20 protein-coding genes and 1 riboswitch are annotated in these 20794 nt (G+C 71.6%); of the genes, 11 read left to right on the forward strand and 9 right to left on the reverse strand.

Annotated features, from left to right (window positions below):
• Nucleotides 1-29: 29 nt before the first annotated feature.
• Nucleotides 30-611, reverse strand: a complete 582-nt coding sequence (locus tag JL106_RS19995; RefSeq protein WP_205262538.1) for a TetR/AcrR family transcriptional regulator — start codon at nt 609-611, stop codon at nt 30-32.
• Nucleotides 612-784: 173 nt separating this feature from the next.
• Here JL106_RS19995 and JL106_RS20000 point away from each other — a divergent pair, with 173 nt between their 5' ends.
• From JL106_RS20000 to JL106_RS20020, 5 genes are all read left to right on the forward strand, one after another.
• Nucleotides 785-1603 (forward strand): ABC transporter ATP-binding protein, encoded by an 819-nt coding sequence (locus JL106_RS20000; protein WP_205262539.1) that lies wholly within the window; start codon nt 785-787, stop codon nt 1601-1603.
• A 6-nt stretch (nt 1604-1609) separates the two neighbouring features.
• Nucleotides 1610-2359, forward strand: coding sequence for an ABC transporter permease (locus JL106_RS20005; protein ID WP_205262540.1), 750 nt, complete (start codon nt 1610-1612; stop codon nt 2357-2359).
• Nucleotides 2356-3228 carry an ABC transporter permease gene (locus JL106_RS22290; protein ID WP_205262541.1) on the forward strand — a complete coding sequence of 291 codons (873 nt, stop codon included), beginning with the start codon at nt 2356-2358 and terminating at the stop codon, nt 3226-3228. The genes JL106_RS20005 and JL106_RS22290 overlap by 4 nt, the downstream gene beginning before the upstream one ends.
• A gap of 70 nt (nt 3229-3298) precedes the next feature.
• Nucleotides 3299-4372 carry an ABC transporter substrate-binding protein gene (locus JL106_RS20015; protein ID WP_205262542.1) on the forward strand — a complete coding sequence of 358 codons (1074 nt, stop codon included), beginning with the start codon at nt 3299-3301 and terminating at the stop codon, nt 4370-4372.
• Nucleotides 4373-4463: 91 nt separating this feature from the next.
• The gene (locus JL106_RS20020) at nt 4464-5867 is read left to right on the forward strand and encodes an NtaA/DmoA family FMN-dependent monooxygenase (protein ID WP_205262543.1); all 1404 of its coding nucleotides are present in this window, start codon (nt 4464-4466) and stop codon (nt 5865-5867) included.
• A 22-nt stretch (nt 5868-5889) separates the two neighbouring features.
• Here JL106_RS20020 and JL106_RS20025 read toward each other — a convergent pair whose 3' ends face one another.
• Both JL106_RS20025 and JL106_RS20030 read right to left on the reverse strand, forming a co-directional pair.
• Complete coding sequence (locus JL106_RS20025; RefSeq protein ID WP_205262544.1) at nt 5890-6417, reverse strand: DinB family protein; 528 nt, start codon at nt 6415-6417, stop codon at nt 5890-5892.
• Nucleotides 6414-7664 (reverse strand): CinA family nicotinamide mononucleotide deamidase-related protein, encoded by a 1251-nt coding sequence (locus JL106_RS20030; RefSeq protein WP_205262545.1) that lies wholly within the window; start codon nt 7662-7664, stop codon nt 6414-6416. Before JL106_RS20030 ends, JL106_RS20025 begins: the two co-directional genes overlap by 4 nt.
• A gap of 126 nt (nt 7665-7790) precedes the next feature.
• Between JL106_RS20030 and JL106_RS20035 the strand changes: the two genes are divergently transcribed.
• Nucleotides 7791-8705: an NADP-dependent oxidoreductase gene (locus JL106_RS20035; protein WP_205262546.1), complete on the forward strand. Its 915-nt coding sequence runs from the start codon at nt 7791-7793 to the stop codon at nt 8703-8705.
• A 12-nt stretch (nt 8706-8717) separates the two neighbouring features.
• Here the strand turns inward: JL106_RS20035 and JL106_RS20040 are convergent, their stop codons facing one another.
• Both JL106_RS20040 and JL106_RS20045 read right to left on the reverse strand, forming a co-directional pair.
• Nucleotides 8718-9491: a CPBP family intramembrane glutamic endopeptidase gene (locus JL106_RS20040; RefSeq protein WP_205262547.1), complete on the reverse strand. Its 774-nt coding sequence runs from the start codon at nt 9489-9491 to the stop codon at nt 8718-8720.
• Nucleotides 9492-9498: 7 nt separating this feature from the next.
• Complete coding sequence (locus tag JL106_RS20045) at nt 9499-10437, reverse strand: NAD(P)H-binding protein (protein WP_205262548.1); 939 nt, start codon at nt 10435-10437, stop codon at nt 9499-9501.
• A gap of 836 nt (nt 10438-11273) precedes the next feature.
• Here JL106_RS20045 and JL106_RS20050 point away from each other — a divergent pair.
• The gene (locus JL106_RS20050) at nt 11274-11789 is read left to right on the forward strand and encodes an RrF2 family transcriptional regulator (protein WP_205262549.1); all 516 of its coding nucleotides are present in this window, start codon (nt 11274-11276) and stop codon (nt 11787-11789) included.
• A gap of 112 nt (nt 11790-11901) precedes the next feature.
• Here the strand turns inward: JL106_RS20050 and thiG are convergent, their stop codons facing one another.
• From thiG to thiO, 3 genes are all read right to left on the reverse strand, one after another.
• Nucleotides 11902-12669, reverse strand: coding sequence for a thiazole synthase (gene thiG, locus JL106_RS20055; protein ID WP_407940218.1), 768 nt, complete (start codon nt 12667-12669; stop codon nt 11902-11904).
• 91 nt (nt 12670-12760) lie between these two features.
• Nucleotides 12761-12961, reverse strand: a complete 201-nt coding sequence (thiS, locus tag JL106_RS20060) for a sulfur carrier protein ThiS (RefSeq protein WP_205262551.1) — start codon at nt 12959-12961, stop codon at nt 12761-12763.
• Nucleotides 12958-14076 carry a glycine oxidase ThiO gene (gene thiO / locus JL106_RS20065; RefSeq protein WP_205262552.1) on the reverse strand — a complete coding sequence of 373 codons (1119 nt, stop codon included), beginning with the start codon at nt 14074-14076 and terminating at the stop codon, nt 12958-12960. The genes thiS and thiO overlap by 4 nt, the downstream gene beginning before the upstream one ends.
• A 14-nt stretch (nt 14077-14090) precedes the next feature.
• Nucleotides 14091-14200: riboswitch (TPP riboswitch) on the reverse strand.
• A gap of 162 nt (nt 14201-14362) precedes the next feature.
• Here thiO and thiE point away from each other — a divergent pair.
• The gene (gene thiE, locus JL106_RS20070; protein ID WP_205262553.1) at nt 14363-15046 is read left to right on the forward strand and encodes a thiamine phosphate synthase; all 684 of its coding nucleotides are present in this window, start codon (nt 14363-14365) and stop codon (nt 15044-15046) included.
• Between the two features lie 46 nt (nt 15047-15092).
• Here the strand turns inward: thiE and JL106_RS20075 are convergent, their stop codons facing one another.
• Nucleotides 15093-15701, reverse strand: coding sequence for a DsbA family oxidoreductase (locus tag JL106_RS20075; protein ID WP_205262554.1), 609 nt, complete (start codon nt 15699-15701; stop codon nt 15093-15095).
• Between the two features lie 504 nt (nt 15702-16205).
• Between JL106_RS20075 and JL106_RS20080 the strand changes: the two genes are divergently transcribed.
• From JL106_RS20080 to JL106_RS20090, 3 genes are all read left to right on the forward strand, one after another.
• The gene (locus JL106_RS20080; RefSeq protein ID WP_205262555.1) at nt 16206-17945 is read left to right on the forward strand and encodes an NtaA/DmoA family FMN-dependent monooxygenase; all 1740 of its coding nucleotides are present in this window, start codon (nt 16206-16208) and stop codon (nt 17943-17945) included.
• A gap of 791 nt (nt 17946-18736) precedes the next feature.
• Nucleotides 18737-19591, forward strand: a complete 855-nt coding sequence (locus JL106_RS20085; protein ID WP_205262556.1) for a sulfurtransferase — start codon at nt 18737-18739, stop codon at nt 19589-19591.
• Between the two features lie 77 nt (nt 19592-19668).
• Nucleotides 19669-20787: an ABC transporter substrate-binding protein gene (locus JL106_RS20090; protein WP_205262557.1), complete on the forward strand. Its 1119-nt coding sequence runs from the start codon at nt 19669-19671 to the stop codon at nt 20785-20787.
• Nucleotides 20788-20794 lie beyond the last annotated feature (7 nt).

Genomic DNA, 20794 nt, shown 5'->3' on the forward strand with positions numbered 1-20794 from the left:
TGACGATCATCCGACCGCCCGTGGGTGCGTCAGGAGATGGTCTGCAGACCCAGGATGGAGGCGAGCGACCGGCGGTGTGCGGCTCGCAGGTCCTCCGGGTCGGCGCCGGCGAGCAGCGAGATCTGCAGGCCCCGCCACAGCGCGACGATCGCGACCGCGCACTCCTGGGCGGTGGTCTCGTCGTACCCCTCGCGGACCAGCAGTCGGGCCACCCCTTCGGGCCACTGGGTGGCGATGCGCCGGAAGTAGCCGGCGTTGCGGTCCGGGTGCCAGGTGTGCAGGGAGAAGAGTTCGAAGAACAGCCGCAGGAACGGGCGGTTCCGCCGGTCGGCGATGCGCAGCCAGGCCCGCTCCAGCAGTGGCCCGGGCGGGCCGTCGTCGTCGAGCTCGCCCATCAGGTGGTCGATGCCGGGGAAGCGCTCGAGGGCGACGAGCGAGGCCTCGTCGAGCAACTCCTCCTTGGACCCGAAGTAGTAGAGCAGCATCCGGTTGTTGGACCCGACGGCCCGGGCCAGCGAACTGAGGCTCAGGTCGTTGACCCCGCGCTGCAGGATGTGGTCCGCGACGAGTGCGAGCAGCCGGTGGCGTTCCCGGGAGGGCGGCGCAGACATGGGGCGACAGTAACCGGCCACCGACCCGTCGACCGGCCGTGCGGCAACGCTGCGGAGACGGAAAAGCGACGGCCATCTCGGCGAAACAATGCGCTCCTACGGTGAAACGAACAGTTCATCGTCTGCCCGTGAGCAGTCGTCCACGGCCGGTCCGGCCGGGAGAGCGGGGACCCGTGAGTTCCGTCCTGCAGCAGGCCAGCGTGACCGCTCCGTCGACCGGGTCGACGCGGGAGATCGCCCTGACGGGTGTGGCCAAGACGTACCCGCTCAAGCGCGGCGCCTCGGTCACCGCGCTCGCCGGCATCGACCTGGAGATCGCCGACGGCGAGTTCGTCGCGCTGCTCGGGCCATCCGGCTGCGGCAAGTCCACCGTGCTGCGCATCGTGGCCGGGCTGGAGCAGCCGTCCACCGGCACGGTGTCGGTGGGAGGCGCGTCGCCGCAAGCATTGTCGAAGGCGCATCGGCTGGGCGTCGCCTTCCAGGAGCACTCGCTGCTGCCCTGGCTGACCGTCCGGCAGAACATCACTCTCCCGTACAAGGTGGCCGGTCGCCCGGTCGACACCGCCCACGTGCGGGAGCTCATCGACCTGGTCGGGCTGGGCGGCTTCGAGGACGCGCGGCCCAAGCACCTGTCCGGCGGCATGCGGCAGCGCGCCTCCATCGCGCGGGCGCTGGTGCTCGATCCCGACGTGCTGCTGCTGGACGAGCCGTTCGGGGCGCTCGACGCGGTGACCCGGCGGCGGATGAACAAGGAGCTGGCCCGGATCTGGGCCGAACTGCGCATCACCACACTGCTGGTCACGCACGACGTGGACGAGGCGGTGCTGCTGGCCGACCGGGTCGTGGTGATGACTGGCCGCCCGGGCCGGATCCGCCACATCGAGGGCATCGACCTGCCGCTGCGCGAACACACCGAACTGACCCGCTCGCCCGAGTTCCACGAGATCGTCGACCGTCTCACCGGCATGCTCGAGACGACGAAGGCCGCCTGAGCGCCGATGTCGTCCCGTCTCAGGACCGCCGTCTACGGGGTCGCCGGTGTGGTGGTGCTGCTGGTGATCGCCCAGATCATCGGCACCACCGGTCTGCTCGGCCCGACCTGGCCGCCCATCACGGAGGTCGCCGCCTTCCTGTTCGACCCGTCCAACCACCGGCTGCTGGGCAACGCGCTGGCCGCGACGGTGTCGGAGGCCGCCCTCGGCGGGCTCATCGGCATCGTGGCGGGCATCGGATTCGCCCTCATCGCCGCGCTGCTGCCGCTGCTCGCCCCGGGCCTGGACCGGTTCGCCGCGCTCATCGACGCGGTGCCGGCCATCGCGCTGGCGCCCTTCCTGATCCTGGTCTTCGGGCGCGAGGGCACGCCGGTGATCATCGTGGCGCTGTCGGTCACCTTCATCATCTACATCTCGACCAGCTCCGGTCTGGACAGCGCGGGACGCCCCTACCGGGACCTGTTCTCGGTGCTCGGCGCGCGCCGAGCCGTCCGGCTGGGCCGGGTCGACGTCCCCGCCGCGCTGCCCAAGCTGTTCGACGGGCTCACACTGGCCGCGCCGGCCATGATCCTCGGCGCGACCATCGGTGAGTGGTTCGGCGCCCGCCGCGGTCTGGGCGTGCTGTTCGTCAGCGCCATGCAGAACTACCGCATCGAGCTCCTGTGGTCCGCCGCCGTCCTGGCTGTGCTGTGCTCGCTCATCGTCTACGGCGCCGCGCTGCTCGCGCAGCGTGCCGTCGTCCGGAGGTTCGCGTGACCGAGTCCATCACCACGGAGCGGGCGGTCGTCGACCAGGCGGCCGAGGAGCTGCTCGAGCGTCCCGGGCCGGCCGCCACCGAGACCCCGGCCGCCCGGCGCCGCAACCCGCTGCAGGTGGTCGGCCGGATCCTGGCGGCGATCGTCGTCCGGTACTGGCCGATCATCGCGATGCTCATCGCCTGGCCGGTCTGGTTGTGGGCCAACGGGTACAGCCGCGCCGTCGCGCCGGGTCCGCTCGACGTGGCCACCGATCTGGTGCAGCACCCCGACGTGTACCTGCTGCCGGTGCTGTGGACCGCGCTGTTCGCGATCGGCGGGCTGCTGCTCGGCATGCTGGTCGGCATCGTGCTCGGCGTGCTGGTCTGGATGTCGCCGCTGGTGTCCGGACTGCTGCTGCCCAGTGCGTTGATCCTGCGCGTCGTCCCGGTCACTGCGATGATCCCGATCCTGGCCGCCCTCTTCGGCTACGGCTCGGGCACCGTCGTGGTGATGGTGGTGATCCTGGTGTTCTTCCCGGCCTTCTCGCTCACCGTCTCGGGCATGTCCTCGGTGTCGCAGTCCAGCCGGGACCTGTTCGCCGTGCTCGGGTCAGGGCTGGCCGCGCGGGTCTTCCGGCTGCACCTGCCCGCCGCCATCCCGAGCATCATGCTGGCGCTGCGGATCAGCGCGCCGGTCGGGATCCTCGGGGTGCTGCTGGCCGAGTACCTGCTCTCCGGTGTCGGTCTCGGCGACCTGCTGCGTACCGCCGGCGAACGCCTGGAGTACGAGCGCGAGTGGGCGGCCGCGCTCGTGGCCACCGTGCTGTCCGTCATCTGCTTCGGGCTCGCCCGCACCGCGGAGCGCAGGGTCGTCGACCGCGTGACCTGACGTCCCGCGCCCACCGCACCTGCATCTCCAACACCCCTCCTGCAGCACTGACAAGATCGTGGGTCCTCACATGCAGCTCCGTACCTCCGCGCGCCGGCGTGCGCGCATCCTGGCGGCGACCACCGTGAGCACGGTGGCGGCGCTCGTCCTCGCCGGATGTGGCGGGGGCGACTCCGACACCGCGGCCGGGGACGGAACCTCCGCCGCCCCGGCCGAGCTCGTGCCGTTCCGGGTCGCCCAGGCGTGGATCTCCAACACCGAGTACGGCGGCTTCTGGCTGGCCATGGACAAGGGCTACTACGAGGCCGAGGGCCTCGACGTCGAGTGGCTGCCCGGCGGCCCGGATGCCCCGACCGCCGAGTCGCAGGTCGCCGCGGATGCGGCGGACGCCGGCATCACCGCGACCATGAACACTGCGTTCGCCGCGATGGCCGACGACGACTTCACCGTGATCGGGTCGGTGTTCCAGGACAACCCGGGCTGCTACCTGTGGCTGGCCGACAACAAGGTGGAGACGGCCCAGGACCTGATCGGCAAGACGATCCTGGCTCAGACCGAGACCTCGGTCCTGGCCACGCTCGCCGTCAACGACATCCCCGCCGACCAGGTCACGATCCTGCCCACCGGGTTCGACCCGGCCCCGCTGGTCAACGGCGACGGGGACGTCTACACCGCCTACATCACCAACCAGCCGATCACCATGGAGCTGGAGTTCGGGTTGGAGATGGGCACGGACTTCGGGTGCACGCTCACCGGTGACATGGGCCTGCCCATGTACGCCTCGTCCATCTTCGCCAAGGCGAGCGCGATCGAGGCGGACCGGGAGAACTACGTCAAGTTCCTCCGTGCGTCGCAGAAGGGCTGGCAGGACTTCCTGGCCGACCCGGCGGCCGGGGCCGCGCTGGCGGTGGACGAGTACGGGGTGGATCTGGGCCTGGATCTCGAGCAGCAGACCAGGTCCGCCGAGGCGTTCGCCGGGCTGATGGAGAGCGACGTCACCGCCGAGCACGGGCTGCTCTACATGGATGTCGACCGGCTGGAGACCGAGATGTACCCGGCGCTGGAGGCGTCGGGTGTCACCGATCTGCCGCCGGTGAGCGAGGCGGTCGATCTCACCCTGCTGGACGAGATCGACGCGAAGTGAAGCCCCGCCGGCGGCGGTGGGCCCGGATGCCCGCCGTCGCCGGTGGTTCCCGCACGCCGCAGCGCTGATCGAGACGAGGACAGGACGACGGATGAGCAAGCGCATGGTCATGGGGGTGTTCGAGGCCGGCACCCAGCAGATCGGCGGCACCACCAGCTGGTCCCACCCGCGCAGCCAGAACGGCGACTACCGGGACATCGAGTACTGGATCGAGATGGCCCGCATGCTGGACGACGCGGGCTTCGACTTCCTCTTCTTCGCCGGTGGCTCGTTCGGGTACGCCTCGCTCAAGGGCGAACTGTCCGACGTGCTGGTCCGCGCGGGCATGATGTTCGGCCTGGACGGCGGGTACCTGATCCCGGCGCTGGCCGCAGCCACGCAGCGGCTCGGGTTCGTGGTCACCACCACGACCGGCTCGGACCACCCGGTGCACACGGTGCGCAAGTACTCGACGCTCGACCACATCACCAAGGGCCGCATCGGCTGGAACATCGTCACCGGCGCCTCGCAGAACACCATGGCCCAGATGCTGGGCCACACCGAGATGGTGCCGCACGACCAGCGGTACGAGGCCGCAGCCGAGTACGTCGAACTGGCCCTGAAGTTCTGGGAGGCCGGCAACGAGGACGACGTCATCGTCCTGGACCGGGAGCGCAACGTCTTCGCGGACCCGGAGAAGATCCACCGGGTCGACCACGACGGCACCTACTACCGCTCGCACGGCTACCACACCCAGCCGCCGTCGCCGCAGCGATCACCGGTGCTCTTCCAGGCCGGGACCTCCGCGGTGGGACGCGCGTTCGCCGCCCGGCACGCCGAGGCGGTGTTCGTCCAGGGCACCACCCTGGAGCAGACCGCCGCCAACGTGGCCGACATCCGGCGCCGGACGGCCGAGCAGGGCCGCGACCCGCAGGACATCAAGCTCATCGTCGGCGTCACCGTGATCACCGCACCGACCAGCGCCGAGGCGCACCGGCTGCGAGCCGAGTTCGAGGCGCTGCAGACCGATGAGCTGGCCGCGCACTACTACTCGGGCAACACCGGGTTGAACCTGCTGGAGTACGACCTCGACCGGCCGCTCAAGGACCAGCTGCCGGACGACGGCATGGCCGGGCAGATGGGCGTCAGCAACATCGAGCGCTTCTACACCCGGCCCGACGGCAGCACGCCGACGGTGCGGGAGATCCTCGACGACCTCAAGGGCAAGGGCACCCGCGGCTTCCCGATCACCGGGGATCCGGTCGAGGTGGCCGACCAGTTGGAGCGACTGGTCGACCTGACCGGGCTGGACGGCTTCATGCTCGAGGCGGTGTTCAACCAGGCCTCGATGCGGGACTTCATCGAGCTGGTCGTGCCGGAACTGCGCCGACGTGGGCGACTGGGGCCCGCCCCCGAGGGCACCACGTTGCGGGAACGGCTGATCGGCAGGGGCCGGCACCTCTCGCCCGACCACTACGCCTCGCGACTGCGGGAGGAGCAGCGGCAGCTGGTGTGACCGGGCGATCGGTGCGCGGGGTTCACGCCCCGACGTCGTGCAGGTGGTGCTCGACGTCGTGCAGGAAGTACACGCCGAGCGTCGCGACGGTGAATCGGGATCCGTTCGATCGGCGCCCGGTGCGTTCCCACGCGTCGCTGGTGACGGCCGAGAACACCGGCACCGTCCCGGCCGCCGTAGCGGCGATCTCCGCGGCGACGGTGGCCGGGTCGCTCACCGCGTAGTCCCGCTCCAGCGCGGTGGCGTCCTGGTCCCAGTTGTCGAACTGCGGGTCGTCCTGCTCCAGCATCAGCGCGGCCCGCCGCCCGAACAGCTCGTAGACGTCCCGCACATGGGCGGCGTACTCCAGCGGCGACCACACGAGGGAGGACGGCCGCTGCGCCACGTCCGGCCGGGTCAGCACCGCCGGCCAGCGCGCCGCAGCCCGCGCCAGCCGGTCGGCCAGCGTCGCCGGCCCGACCGTCGCCGGGTCGAATCCGCACTCCCGGCACGGCGCGGAGATGACCCAGGTCCAATCCTTGTCGTCCGGCGGCGGGACCGGGAGCGTCATGGCCGGAGCAGCTGCCGCCGCAGGAAGTCCAGCGCGCCGATGACGCTGCGCTGCCGGATCTGGTCGTGCTGGCCGGGCAGCAGCAGCCGGGTGGTCACCACCGCATCGCCGAGGGCCAGGCCGATGCAGACCGCGCTGACCGCCGCCCCCGTCTGGTCGGCCGGCACGCTGCCGCCGGTGACCGCCAGCCCGACCGAGCTGTCCAGGGCGCGGCGGGCCCCGACCGCCATCGCGCCGGCCGTCTGCTCGTCCTCGACCCCTACCGTCGCACCGGCCCCGAGGAGCCGCTGCCTCAGTCCGGTCTCGTGCGACACGATGCTGCCGCGCAGTACGTCGTCGGCGCCAGCGACCGCGGTGAGGCGGGCCGCCAGCAGCCCGCCGGTGGCCGATTCGGCCAGGCCCAGGGTCAGCCCACGGTCCCGCAGCCGGTCCAGCACCACGGACTCCATGGTGTCGTCGTCGTAGCCGAAGAGGTTGCCCGCCACCAGGTCCTCGACCCGTGTGGACCACTGCGACAACAGGTCCGCGGCGGTGGCACTGTCGGCGGCCTTGGCCGTCAGGCGGACCTTGATGCCCTCCCACCCGCTGGCCAGGAAGGCCAGGGTCGGGTTGCCGACCCGGTCGAGCTCGTCGATGAGCGGCGCCAGCCGCTCGGCCAGGCCGCTCTCGCTGTCACCCCAGGTGCGCAGGGTGCGGCTCACGATGACCGCCGCCTCGCCGCTCCGCGCGTGCAGGTCGGGCAGCACCGCCCGTTCCAGCATGTCCTTCATCTCGTGCGGGACGCCGGGCACCGCGTACAGCACCTTGGCGGCCCCGTCGAGGGTCACCGGGCAGATGAGTCCCGGTGCGGTGCCCCGGGTCTGCGGGATGACCGACGCCCCGGCCGGGACCATCGCCTGGGTCAGGTTGTTCTCGGGCATGGGACGTCCGCGCGCGGCGAACAGCTCCCGGATGCGGTCGGCGATCTCGTCGTCCAGGGCCAGATCGACGCCCATCACCGCGGCGATGGCCTGCCTGGTCAGGTCGTCGTGGGTGGGACCGAGCCCGCCGCAGACGATGACGGCGTCGGCCTCGGCCAGCGCCCGGCGGAACGCGGTCACCACCCGGTCCAAGTTGTCGCCGACCTTGGTCTGCAGCAGCGAGTCGAAGCCGTGGGCGGCCAGCTGCTCGCCGATCCACGAGGAATTGGTGTCCACGATCTGCCCGAGCAGCAGCTCGGTGCCGACGGCGACGACGTCAACGCGCATGGGTGACCTCACAGTCCGGGGTGGGGGTGCTGCAGGGATGCAACCACGTCGGTCGGATGCGTCCGCCTACGGTGGTCACGACCGCGTGCTCGCCGCTCGTCCGCTGTCCGCCACAGGAGGCTCCCGATGCCGATCGCCATCACCTACGACCGCTTCGGCGACCCGGACGTGCTCACCGTCACCGAGGTGCCCGTCCCGGAGCCCGAACCCGGGCAGGTACGGGTCAAGGTGGCCGCCACGGGGGTCAACCCGGCCGACTGGAAGCTGCGGCGCGGCCTGCTCGGCGGTGAGCCACCGACGGAGCCACGCATCACCGGCATCGACTTCGCCGGCACGATCGACGCGTTCGGCGGGCAGGTCGACGGCTTCACCGGCGGCGAGCGGGTGGTCGGGCAGAGCCCGACCGGCGCGGCCGCCGAGTACGTCACCATCGACCCCGGGGCCCTCGTCGTGGTGCCGGACCAGGTCGACCTGATCACCGCGGCGGCCATCCCGGTGGCCGGGGAGGCGGCCATCCGGGCGCTCCGGTTGTCCGGCGTGCAGCGGGGCGACACCCTGCTCGTGCACGCGGCCACCGGCGGGGTCGGCAGCTTCCTGACCCAGCTGGCGGTGGCCGACGGCGTCACCGTCGTCGGCACCACCAGCGACGCCAATGCCGATTTCCTGCGCTCGCTGGGTGCCACCGCGGTCGCCTACGGCGAGGGGTGGGAGGAGCGGGTGCGCGAGGTCGCGATCACCGGCGTCGACGCGGTGGTCGACGTGGCCGGCACGGGAGTCATCGACGGCTCGCTCGGACTGGTCAAGCCCGGCGGCCGGGTGGTCAGCCTGGCCGATGCCGGCGCCACCGCGGCCGGCGCCGTGTACTCCGACGGGTCCGAGGCGGGGTTCGAGCGCGCACTGGTCGAGGCGGTCGCGGCGGTGGCCACCGGCACGGTCGAGGTACCGGTGATCAAGACCTTCCCGCTGGTGGGCACGGCCGAGGCGCAGCGGTTCTCCGAGACCGGGCACGTGCGCGGCAAGATCGTCATCACGGTGCCCTGACCGGTCCCGGCGTCAGCCGCCGGCGGCGGAGAACAGCGGCGGCAGCACGAACAGCATGGTCATCGACCAGGTGACGTGGGTCAGGATCGGCCCGAGGATGCCGCCGCTGGCCCGGCGCTGCAGCCCCACCACCAGCCCCAGCACCGCGGCCGCGAAGACCAGCATGAAGTTGCCGGTGGCCACCGTGGTCAGCGTGTAGATCACCGTCGAGACGAGCACCGCGTGGCGCACGCCGACGGCCGCGTACAGCGCGCCGCGGAAGAACATCTCCTCGGCGATGCCGTTCACCGCGGTGACCACGGCGACCGCCGCGAGGGGCCGTTCCCGGGCCTGCTCGAGGATGCCCTCGGTCGCGGCGCGCAGCGGCTCGACCTCGCGGACGACGAGCGCCCCGGCCACGAAGACCAGCCCGATGCCGAGGCCGAGCAGGATCGGCGGCACCACCGGCCGGCGGCGCTCGCCGGACCGGTCCGTCGTCCAGCCCAGGTGCAGGGGACCGCTCAGGATGCCGCCCACCGCCCAGGTCAGGGCCAGGGCGATGGTGAGCGGGTAGAACGCGGGGGCGTCCGGGGGGACGTTCAGCGAGACGCCGAGCAGCACCGCGCCGACGACCAGGGTGGCGCCGGCGACGAGCCGCCGGCGCAGGAACGCCCGGGCGGTCTGCCGGTGGTCGCGGTCGATGCGGTCGATCAGCGCCGGTCCGATGACGCGGCCGATCCGGTCCACCAGGCGCCGGAAGCGGCCGGCGGGCGCCGGATCGGGTCGGGCGGCGGGATCGGCGCTCATCGGCGGCTCAGCCCTGCGGGCCCGTGCTCCGGGCCGGCTCCTGGTCGGCCGCCCCGGCGGCGGCCCGGTCGGCCAGGGCCAGCCGCACGGCCTCGTCGTAGTCGAGCGGCTCACCGGGGACCAGCTGCTCGATGGAGCGGTCGTGCACGACCACCTCGTTGCTCATCGAGTCGATGAGGTTGCGGCCGGTCTGCGTGTCGACGTCGGTGATGAGCGCCAGCCACCCGGACGACAACCGCGGGGTGAGCAGCGGTACCGGAATGATCGGCACGTCCCGGTGCTTCTGCAGCCGGGCGGCCCGCTTGAGCATGTCCCGGTAGCTGAGCACCTCCGGGCCGCCGATCTCGTACACCCGGCCGAACGCCTCGGGACGGTCGAAGACGCCGACCAGGTAGCGGATGACGTCGGGCAGCGCGATGGGCTGGGTCTTCGTCTCCACCCACTTGGGGGCGATCATGGCCGGCAGGTGCTCGACGAGCTGGCGGGTGATCTCCCAGGAGATGCCGCCGTGCCCGATGACGATGGCCGCGCGCAGCACGGTCACCGGGACGCCGGCCTCGCCGAGCAGGTCCTCGACCTCGCGCCGGGACCGCAGGTGCGCGGACAGGTCCTCGGCGTCGTCGCCCAGTCCACCCAGGTAGATGATCTGCCGGACCCCGCCGTCCTTGGCCGCCCGGCCGAACGCGCGGGCCGCCGCGGCGTCCTTGGCCTCGAAGTTCTCGGTGTCCAGCGAGTGCACCAGGTAGTAGGCGATCTCGACGCCGTCCAGCGCTCGGCGCAGGCTGTCCGGGTCGTCGACGTCCGCGCCGACCGCCTGGCCGGGGCCGCCGTAGGAGTCGGGGCGCCGCGTCATGGCGAGCACCTCGTGGCCGGCCTCGACGAGGGCCGGAACCAGATGGGAGCCGATGAAGCCGGTGGCCCCGGTGACCAGGACGCGCGCGGACATGTCTGAGTCCTCCAGGAACGGGTCGGTGGACTGCTGCGGACCACACTAGCTACGGCACTCGCGCGGTCCTCGGATGCCGGAAGTACCCGATCTCGGACGCCCTCAACAGCACGGGTGACGTGGTCCACAGCCGGACCGGCACCCGTTTCTGGAAGGTCCCGCCCCCGTGATCGCTGCCGAGCCAGAGGATCCGCCGAGCCGCGACATCGGGGCTGGTGCACCACCTGGTCCCGGTGACCTGCGTCACGAACAGCCGGCCAGTTCAGGAATTCGTTCCGCCGACCGTCGGGTCGGTGCGACACTCGCACGCGTGGCGGACGCCGTGCTCTTCGCTCGTGAACACATCGACCTGATGCGTTCATGCAGTGCTGCCTGTTGCCCTCTGGATCGCTGACCTCGATGCTCCTGACGGGAGCGTTCCGTCGATCCCTGAGGACCCTCCATGTCTGTCATCCTGCGCCCATGGTCGGGCGGTGACCGGCCGGCTGTCGTGCCGGCCGTGTCCTTCGGCTCCCGATCCGCCGCGCGGTGAGCAGCCATCGTCGGGATCCTGACCTGCGACAGGCCATCGTGGCCCCAATACGCCACGAATTGCGTCACGAACGGCTTGAGTACGGCTGCCAGTGCCTGATCACCGCCATCGCGACGAACGCAAGTGACGCCCATGTCACCGTGATCGGCGACGACGGCGCGGTGTCGGTCCTGGTGGTCGACTCGATGTCGCTGTTCGACCACGACATCGCCCTCGGCGACATCGTCTGGTCACGACGACGACCTCCGCCGCAGCGGCGCCCGCCGTCAGTCCCGAGCGGCATCTCACGCGCCATACTCGACGGGTGCGCATCTCTGCGAAGACGGACTACGCCCTGCGAGCCATGATCGAGCTGTCGGCGCGTCGGGCCGACGGGTTCGTCAAGGCCGAGGTCGTCGCCGAAGCGCAAGACATCGCGTTGCCGTTCCTGGTCAGCATCTTCAACACGCTGCGCATCGCCGGTCTGGTGGTCACCAAGCGCGGACCGGACGGTGGGTATCGCCTGGGGCTGGATCCGGAGCAGCTCAGTGTCGCGGACATCATCCGGGTGATCGAGGGACCGCTGGCCAACATCGTCGGCGTCGCGCCCGAGGACGTGCGGTACACCGGGTCGACCGAACGACTCAAGGACGTCTGGGTGGCCCTGCGGGTCGCGATGCGGTCCGTGTTGGAGCAGACGACGCTGGCCGATGTGGCCGGCCGGGCGCTGCCGGCCGAGGTGACCACGCTGCTGGCGCAGGACGGCGCCTGGGTCAGCCGGCCCCGGCTGCCCGCAGCGCTGACGTCGCCGGCCGCTGCCCTGGACGGCTCCGCTCCGTGACAGCGCCGACTGCTTCCGGACGTCGCCCGGCCTCGGCCACGGGGCGCGCCGGTCCTGGACCCGGCAGTCCGCCGATCAGCGCGGTGCCGTCACGCGGGTGGATCGGGGATGGTCAGCACCGGGGCGGTGAGGACGCCTGGGCCCAGAAGCGTTTCGGGATACGGCCGGCCAACCGAGCGTCCCGGCCCGCCGAGACGGCCGCCGCCATGGCCCGTGCCATGCGGACCGGATCATCGGCCCGGGTCACCGCAGACGCCAGCAGGACCGCGTCGCACCCGAGTTCCATGGCCTGAGCGGCATCACTGGCGGTGCCCAGCCCGGCATCACAGATCACCGGCACGCCGGCCTGGGCCACGATCATCTCCAACGCATGCGGGTTGCAGATGCCCAGCCCGGAGCCGATCGGCGCGCCGAGCGGCATGACGGCGGCGCAGCCGACGTCCTCCAGACGACGGGCGACGATCGGGTCGTCGGTGGTGTAGGGCAGGACGACGAACCCGTCGTCGACCAGGCGCTGCGCGGCCCGCAGCAGTTCCACCGCGTCGGGCAGCAGCGTCCGGTCATCGGCCACCACCTCGAGCTTCACCCAGTCGGTGTGCAGCGCCTCCCGGGCCAACTGTGCGGTGAGCACCGCCTCGGCCGCCGTGTGGCACCCGGCCGTGTTCGGCAGCACCGAGATGCCGTGCCGCCGCACCACCTCCAGCACGCCGGTGCCGCCGCCGGCGTCGACCCGGCGCATGGCCACCGTGGTCAACTCGGTGCCGGAAGCCAGCAGCGCTGCCTCCAGCACGGTCTGGTTGGGGGCGCCACCAGTGCCCATGATGAGGCGGGAACGCAGCGTCCGCCCGGCGATGACCAGGTCGTCGGTGGCTGCGCCGATCGTCACGTCGTGTGTCCGGCGGTGATGCGTTCGGCCATGGTGGTCCCTCCTGGGTGGGGCGTCCTCGTCGAGCGGCGGTGGCTCCCGCGGGTCAGCCGCCCGGGACGGCACACAGCACCTCGATCTCGTCGCCGTCGACGACGACCCGGTCCCACGAGGTCCGCGGGACCACCGCCGCATCCACCGCCACCGCCACGCCCTCGGTCGGCACCTGGAGCGCGGCCAGCAGACCGGCCACCGTGACGCCTGCGGTGACCCGATGCGTCTCGCCGTTGACAGCGACGATGATCATGAGAACCTCCATGGGTCAGCGGGCTTCGCCGCCGCGACCGGCGTGCCGGCAAGTTCGGCGACGACGGCGTCTGCGGTGAGCGGGGCGAGCAGGACGCCATTGCGGCCGTGCCCGGTGGCCAGCACCACCCGGTCGTCGAGCCTGCCGATGAACGGGACACCGTCGGGACTCGTCGGGCGCAGCCCGGCGGCGTGCTCGACCAGCTCGAACTCGGCCAGACCCGGCAGCACCGCGGCGGCGTCGGCCAGCAGATCCCGGACACCGCCGACGGTGACGGTGGTGTCGGTCCCGGCCTCGTGCTGGGTGGCCCCGACCACCACCCCGTCCGACCGGGGCACCAGGTACACCGAGCGGCCGTGGACCAGCGCCCGGATCGTGTGGCGAGGAACGGGTATCGCGCCGGATCGGTGTCGTAGACGCAGGATCTCACCCTTGACCGGGCGTACCAGCAGCGCACCGGCGCCGGACCACGACGCGCCGAGCAGCTCCGGACTCCCGATGCCGGCGGCGACCACGACCTGATCGGCATCGCCGACGAGCGCGTCGTCGAGGCCGGCCACGGCCCGCTCGACGGTGCGGACACCGGCTCGGTACGTGGCCGATCGCAGTGCCGCGAGCAGCGCCCGGTTGTCCACCGACCGCTCCTGCGAAATCGACAGGCCGGAGGTCAGGGTCGGCGCGAGACCTGGTTCCAGGCGGTGCACTTCGTCGTCATCCAGGATCTCGACGCACCGGCCCTGCGCGATCAGGTACTCGACGGTGCGGGCCAGCTCCGCGCGGTCCCCCGAGTCCAGGCCGACCACGACGGTGCCCTCCGCACTCAGCCCGCACGGTTGCCCGGCCGCGGCTTCGAGGTCGCCGGCGAAGGAAGGCCACCGGCGCAGTGACTCGCTGCCCAGCTCGAGGAGCGCCTCCTCGCCCGGGTGTCCTTCCGTCAGGGGCGCCAGCATGCCGCCCGCGACCCAGGACGATCCGCGGCCGGGACGGGAATCGACGACGTCGACCGACCAGCCGGCGAGCGCCGCGCGCCAGGCCACCGACCAGCCGATCACGCCGCCACCCAGCACGACCAGGCGTCCGCCCGGCCGGTCGACCGACGGCGGGACTGCCGGCACGGTTGCAGCAGGCGACACGACGCTGAGCCCCTTCCTTCGCCGGCATGACCCGGATCAGGTTCGACGGTCGGGGCTGCGTGCCCCCTCTCAGTCCCGCTGCTCCGGGACTCCCGTGGTTCCGGGCCACCATACTCACGACAGGGCAGTGTCCGGAAGGTCGGTCGACATCCGGTGTCGGCGAGACCGTCTGGAGTAGCGTTCGCCGCATGTGTCCCGCGTCCCGCCGCCGTGCCGATCCCTGCGCTGATTCCTGCGCCGATCCCTGTGCAGGCCTCGGGCGCTGCTCATGATCACCGCCGGTGCGACGGACCGTCGCGCGCGGTTGGCCACGTCCAGGCTGTACCTGTGCACCGACGCCCGCCGCGAGCGCGGCGACCTGGCCGAATTCGCTGAGGCGGCCCTGTTCGGCGGCGTGGACGTCATTCAGCTGCGCGACAAGGGCTCTCAAGGCGAGCGGCGATTCGGCCCGCTGGAGGCTCGAGAGGAACTGGCCGCGCTGCAGGTGCTGGGTGCCGCGGCCCGGCGCCACGGGGCGCTGCTGGCGGTGAACGACCGTGCCGATCTCGCCCTGGCCGCTGGGGCGGACGTGCTGCACCTCGGCCAGGACGACTTGCCGGTCTCGCAGGCGAAGCGCGTCGTGGGACCCGACGTGCTGATCGGCCGCTCCACCCACGACCAGAGCCAGGCCGACGCGGCGGCGGCCCAGCCCGGCGTGGACTACTTCTGCACCGGTCCCTGCTGGCCCACGCCGACCAAACCAGGTCGCCGGGCGCCGGGGCTGGACCTGGTCCGAACCACCGCGGCCCGTTGGCCCGGCAGACCGTGGTTCGCCATCGGCGGCATCGACCTCGACCGAGTCGCCGAGGTCCGACAGGCCGGCGCCACCCGCATCGTGGTCGTCCGGGCCGTCACCGAGGCGAAGGCTCCGGCGGCGGCGGCCCGCGCCCTGCGCGCCGCCCTCACCGACTGAGCCGGATCACGGGGACGGGGACCAGACCGCTGCGCCCGGATCCCCGTCATCGCGGCAGCGTGGTGTGCTTGAACTCGTTGAGATCCGGCCACCCGATGAGCAGGTCGACCACCCGTCCGATGGTGGCCAGCGAGCCGCTGGGGTCGGCGTCGGCGGCCGATCGGCTCATCAGTCGGACGAACACCGCTTGATCGCCCGCGATGAATGTGGGCACCCCCCACACGGAGTGAGAGCCGACGTACCGCTCGTGATCGGCCCGCACGGTGTCCAGCGCGGTCCCATTGTCGATCCGCGCGAACACGTCCTCAGGGTCCACCCCGTGCTCGGTGAGCACCCCCCGAAGCACCGCCGGGTCCTCCAGGTGCCGGCCCTGGTCGTGCCGGACGGCGAACAGGGCGCGGTGCACGGCGGGGAACTGCTCGGGGAAGTGGTCGCGCACGGTCACCCCCACCTGCAGGGCCAGGATGCCTCGGTCGTCATGCGGGTGGTCCCACACGTCCGGCTGACCCTCCTCGACGTGGGCCTGACCGAGCGAGAACGGTGCGAAGTGCACCGTCCAGTCGGCCCCGGCGGCCAGGCCGGTCAGGATGTGTTCGTGCGCGTTCCGCGCGAACGGGCAGCGGTAGTCCCAGGTGACGGTGAACTCGGCGGTCATGGGTGGGTCCTTCCGTAGTTGGTGGTGCGAAACGGGATTCGGGGCTCGTCGAGCCGGGCGAGGGGCGCCCGCCAGCGGGTCACCGGTGGACTCCAGACCCGATCGGATGCGAGAGCGCCTCCAGAGCAGTCATCCTCGGCGCGAGGCGGGCCGGCGAGGGCCGAGCTCCGCAGTTGTTTACTTTTCCGGTCCAGTATGTACAGTAGTGATGGCGCCGAACGCATCGGGTCGCGCCAGGGCGCCACCGCCGCGGTGCGCCGCCTGAAGTCCGCGCATCGCTTGGGTGCGCCCGGTCGAGGAGAGGGGTCCGACATGAACGACGTCATGTCGCGGGCCTGTTGTCCCTCGACGCAGCGTCCCTGACGCATCCCCGCGCGACGCGCATCCCTCCCGTCCCGCCCGGCCCCCGTCCCACTCGGTGCGGCCGATCGCCCCGCACGCCGCAACCCCCGGTACTGCCCAGGTGGCGCCCGTGCCCCGTCCGTGAACAGGAATCGAAGAGTCATGGCTGACAAGCGCCAATTGAGGATCGGGCACTCCCTGTGGCCGTTGGGTCGGCACGGGTCCGCCTGGCGGCTCCCCCGTGTGCACCGGTTGCTCGAGGGCGACCCCCAGTTCTACCGCGACAGCGTGCAGACCGCGGAACGCGGACTGTTCGACTACTTCTTCCTGGGCAGCTCGGAGTCGGCGCGACTGCCGGCGCGCCAGGCGCAGACGGCCGAGGGCGGGGGATTCCGAGCCGCGGATGGGGCCCGCGGTATCGGCGGATCGGGCGGCCCCGGGGCCGATCACTACTGGACGCCCAACCAGCTCATCAAACTCGAGAGCTTCACCGCCACCTCCTTCGTGGCGGCGCTGAGTCGAAACATCGGACTGGCAGCGACGTTCAACACCACCTACCACCACCCGTACACGATCGCCCGGCAGGCGGCGACGCTCGATCACCTGTCCGGCGGTCGCGCCGCGATCAACATCGTCACCGGGCGGGCCGACGATGCCGCTCGGAACTACGGCCTGCCGCAGCAGCCCGACACCGATGACCGCTGGGAACGGGCCGAGGAGTTCATCAAGATCCTCTGGTCGCTGTGGGACGGCTGGGAGGACGGCTGGCTGATCAACGACAAGGCCGGCGGGGTCTACATCGACCCGGATCGCATCCGATCCAGTGACTTCCACGGTCGCTTCTTCGACGTGGCCGGACCGATCAACATCCCGCCGTCCCCGCAGCGCCGGATTCCTCTGATCGTCGCCGGCGCCTCGCAGCGGTCGTTCGAGTTCGGGGCCAAGTACGCGGATGTGCGCTTCATCCCGTTCGCCGACCGACAGGCCGAGTACTACCGGACGCAGAAGGATCTCGCCGCGGGTTATGGGCGGAATCCCGACGACTACTTCTTGCTGCCGGGTATCACGTTCTACGTCGACGAGACCTCCACCGGCGCGCATGCCCGGTTCCGGGAGGTCCAGGACCTGGCGACGCCGGTGTACAGTGCGTCGGCGTTGGGAGCGGTGCTCGGTTACGACCTGACGCCGTTCGCCCAGACCGACCGGGTGCTGGACGTCGTCGACCTGGCGGCCATCCCGGATGCCGCTTGGGTGGTGCACCGGGCCATCCACGGGTTCGGCGACGAGCACATCACGTTGGCCGACCTCGATCACTTCGTGGCCAACATGCCGTTCAACCAGGTGCCGGTGGTCGGCTCGGGCACGGAAGTGGCCGACTGGATCGAAGAGCAGTTCCTGGACCGCAAGCTGGACGGGGTGGTCGTCTTCCCGCCGTTCCAGCCGGGAGCGCTCGACGCCTTCGTCGACCTGGTCGTGCCGGAGCTGCAGCGGCGCGGTCTGTTCCGCACCTCCTACGAGGGCACCACATTCCGTGAGCGACTGTCCGGCCGCTCCGGTCGCACGGTCAGTCGCCCGGCAACGCCGGTCGTCACTCCCGAGCTCGTGGACGCGGCCGAAGCGGTCCGTCGAGTGGCCGCCGGGGCGGCGCTGTTCGACGTGCGGAACACCCCGACCGACCCCGTCGACGGCGCCGTCCCAGTGGCCAAGGACGCCCTGGTCCGAGCGGTCGCCGAGGCGGGCATCGCGCGCCACCAGCCGGTCGTCGTCTACTGCGGGTCGATCGCCGGATCGGGGCCGGCCGCCGATGCGCTCAGCGCCGCGGGGTGGAGCCAGGTCTCCCACGTCGACGGCGGGTACCAGGCCATCCGATCGGTCGTGGCCGATGCCGTGACCTCGCCGTGAGTGCGCCGGAGGACCGCGGCGTCATCGACCTCCATGCGCACTACCCGGTCCCGGCCGAGCTGCTCCCGCAGGATCGCTCGCCCATCGGAATCCCGGCCGAGCGCTTCGAATCCGTCGGTGGGCTGTCCGGTCTGACCCGCAGGAGCGCCGCCGACGGCGTCCGACGGCGAGCGATCAGTCCGTCGCCGGAGCAGATCTGGGGCCCGACCGGGACGATCGCCACGGCGGAGGTCACGGCCGTCAACGAGTACCTGGCCGACCTGGTGTTCCGGGAACATCCCGGATCCTTCGTGGGCCTGGCCACGGTGGACGCGTACGCCGGGGAGGCCGGTGCCGAGCAGGTCCGAACCGCGGTCGAGACGCTCGGCCTGCACGGCATCGTGCTGGACTCCGTTCGGGGTGCCCGGTCCCTGAGCGCCCTCGACCCGGGTGTTCGCGGCCGACGCGATCGCCGATCACCGCCGAGCGCACGGTGCGGCACCCAACCTGTACTTCGACACGATGCGGCCGAGTCCGGCGTTGGTGCGCTACTACCGCGACACCATCGGCGTGGAGCGCATCGTCGTCGGCACCGACTGGCCGGGTGGCACCGTGTCCTTCGATTCGATCGAGACCGTACTGCTGGCAGCTGGTCTCGATGTCGCAGAGCGATCCCTCGTTCGCTCCGGGACCGCCCGTCGGCTGTTCGCCTCCGCATCGTCCCCGGCCGGGTCGGCCGCACCGTCCGTCCCGACGCCGACAACCACCACCACCGCATCCTCACTCGCACCGACAGGAACAGGAGGTCGATCATGACCGTGGCCGAGCACCGCACCGATGTCGTGATCTCCGCGACCGAACTCAAGGAGCTGCTGGCCTCCGGGGCGGACGTCGTGGTGCTCGACGTCCGCCGGAGCACCAACGAGCCGCTGGAGGCCGAGTACCGCGCCGGGCACATCCCGGGGGCGCGCTTCGCGAACCACTTCACCCAGCTGTCCGGACCTCCATCGGCGGCTGCCGGGCGCAATCCGCTGCCCGACGACGAGACGATCCAGGCGGCCGTCACGGCGTGGGGGATCAACGCCGGCAGCACCGTGGTCGTCTCCAGCGACGTCGGCGGGCCGACCGCCACCCGCGGATGGTGGGTGCTGAAGTGGGCCGGCGTGCCCGATGTCCGGTACCTGGACGGCGGTCTCGCGGCGTGGGTGGAGGCCGGTGGTGAACTCGACACCGAAGTCCCGCCGGAGGGCCACGGCTCGTTCCGCGTCACCACCGGCTCCCTGCCCGTGCTGACGGCCGACCAGGCCGCGGAACTCGCTCGTGACGGCGTACTGCTCGACGCGCGTCCCGCCACCGACTATTTCGGCTCGCCCGATCAGCCACTGACCGGGCACATTCCCGGTGCCCTGAGCGCCCCGTTCTCGATCGCGCTGCAGGGCGGAACCGGCCTGCTCGGTGACGATCAGGCGATTCGCGCCGTCTATGCGGCCGTCGGGGCCGACGGCGAGCGGCCGATCGGCCTGTATTGCGGCGGTGGTGTCGGTGCCACCTTCGGCGTCCTGGCGCTGGCGCGGCTGGGGATCCCCGCCGCCCTCTACCCGGGTTCGTGGAGTCAGTGGAGCGCTGACGCCGCTCGTCCGATCGCCACCGGCAGCCAGCCCGGCTGACTGCCGCAACCACGCCCGCCCGCCCTCCGAGCTCCATCCATCGAACCGCCGCACGAGCGGCGAAAGGACGTCCCACCATGCACAGCCTGGGTACTCGCGTCGCCGTGACGGGGTTCGCCGTGATCGCGTTGACGGCGCTGACCGCCTGCGGAAGTGCCGGCGCCGGTGGCGGGAGCTCGTCCGAGGCGTCGTCGTCCGGCCGCACGGATGTGACCGCCGCGACGAGCAGCTCCGCCGATGCGCAGCAGTTTCCGGCCCTGGACCCCGACGATCCGGTGACCATCCGGGTCGCCGACGCCGGGGTGTCCAATCTGCTGGCCATCGCCGAGGCCGAGGGCTTCTTCGAACGCAACGGGCTCGACCCAGTCCTGTCCCAGACCAACAGCGGCGTGGCGACCCTGGCGGCCGTCCAGGGCGGCAGCCTGGACATCGGGTACGCCGATCTCTACGCCGGCATCAACGCCATCTCCAACGGCTTCGACGTCTCGCTCCTGCTCAACAACAACGCCAACCTGGACACGCTCCCGGTGGTGGTCAAGGTCGGGGGCGATGTCGAGGACGTGGCCGACCTCGCCGGGACGACCATCGGTCTCGCTCCTGTGCCGCAGTACACCGTCAACGTCCGCGGGTTCCTCAAGGCCAATGGCGTCGACCCCGCCGACGTCGAACTGATCAGCATCCAGGACGCGAACGGCGCGCCCCAGGCGCTCGAGCGTGGTGACTACGGCGCCTGGGTCGCCAGCTGGACAGGGGTGTACACCAACACCGGCACGGTCGGCTACGACTTCCAGGTCGTCGGTGACCCGAGCAGCTCGGAGTGGACCGACCCGGCGGCGACCACCGCTGGATGGTGGAGCACCGGCGAGTACGCGCGGGAGAACCCCGCGGTGGCATCGGCCTTCGCCGATGCGGTGCGTGAGTTCCGCCTGTGGTGGTACGAGCAGGACACGGACCGGCGGGCCGAGCTCGTCGAGCAGTACTACGACGTCGACTACGCGGCGATCGCCGGCGACGATCCGGCGGTCCTGGAGCGACTCCTGGACTTCGTGGCCTGGCAGACCGGCCCGATCGACCTCGCGGCAACCCAGGAGTGGTACGAGCTCGGCCTCGAGTACGCGCCGGACAAGATCGCCGCGGACGTCGACTGGCAGGCGCACGTCGCCGACTCCGCCCGGCAGCCCGGCCCGACCACGTGATTCAGCC

Source organism: Nakamurella leprariae (assembly GCF_016918035.1).
Lineage (GTDB): Bacteria > Actinomycetota > Actinomycetes > Mycobacteriales > Nakamurellaceae > Nakamurella > Nakamurella leprariae.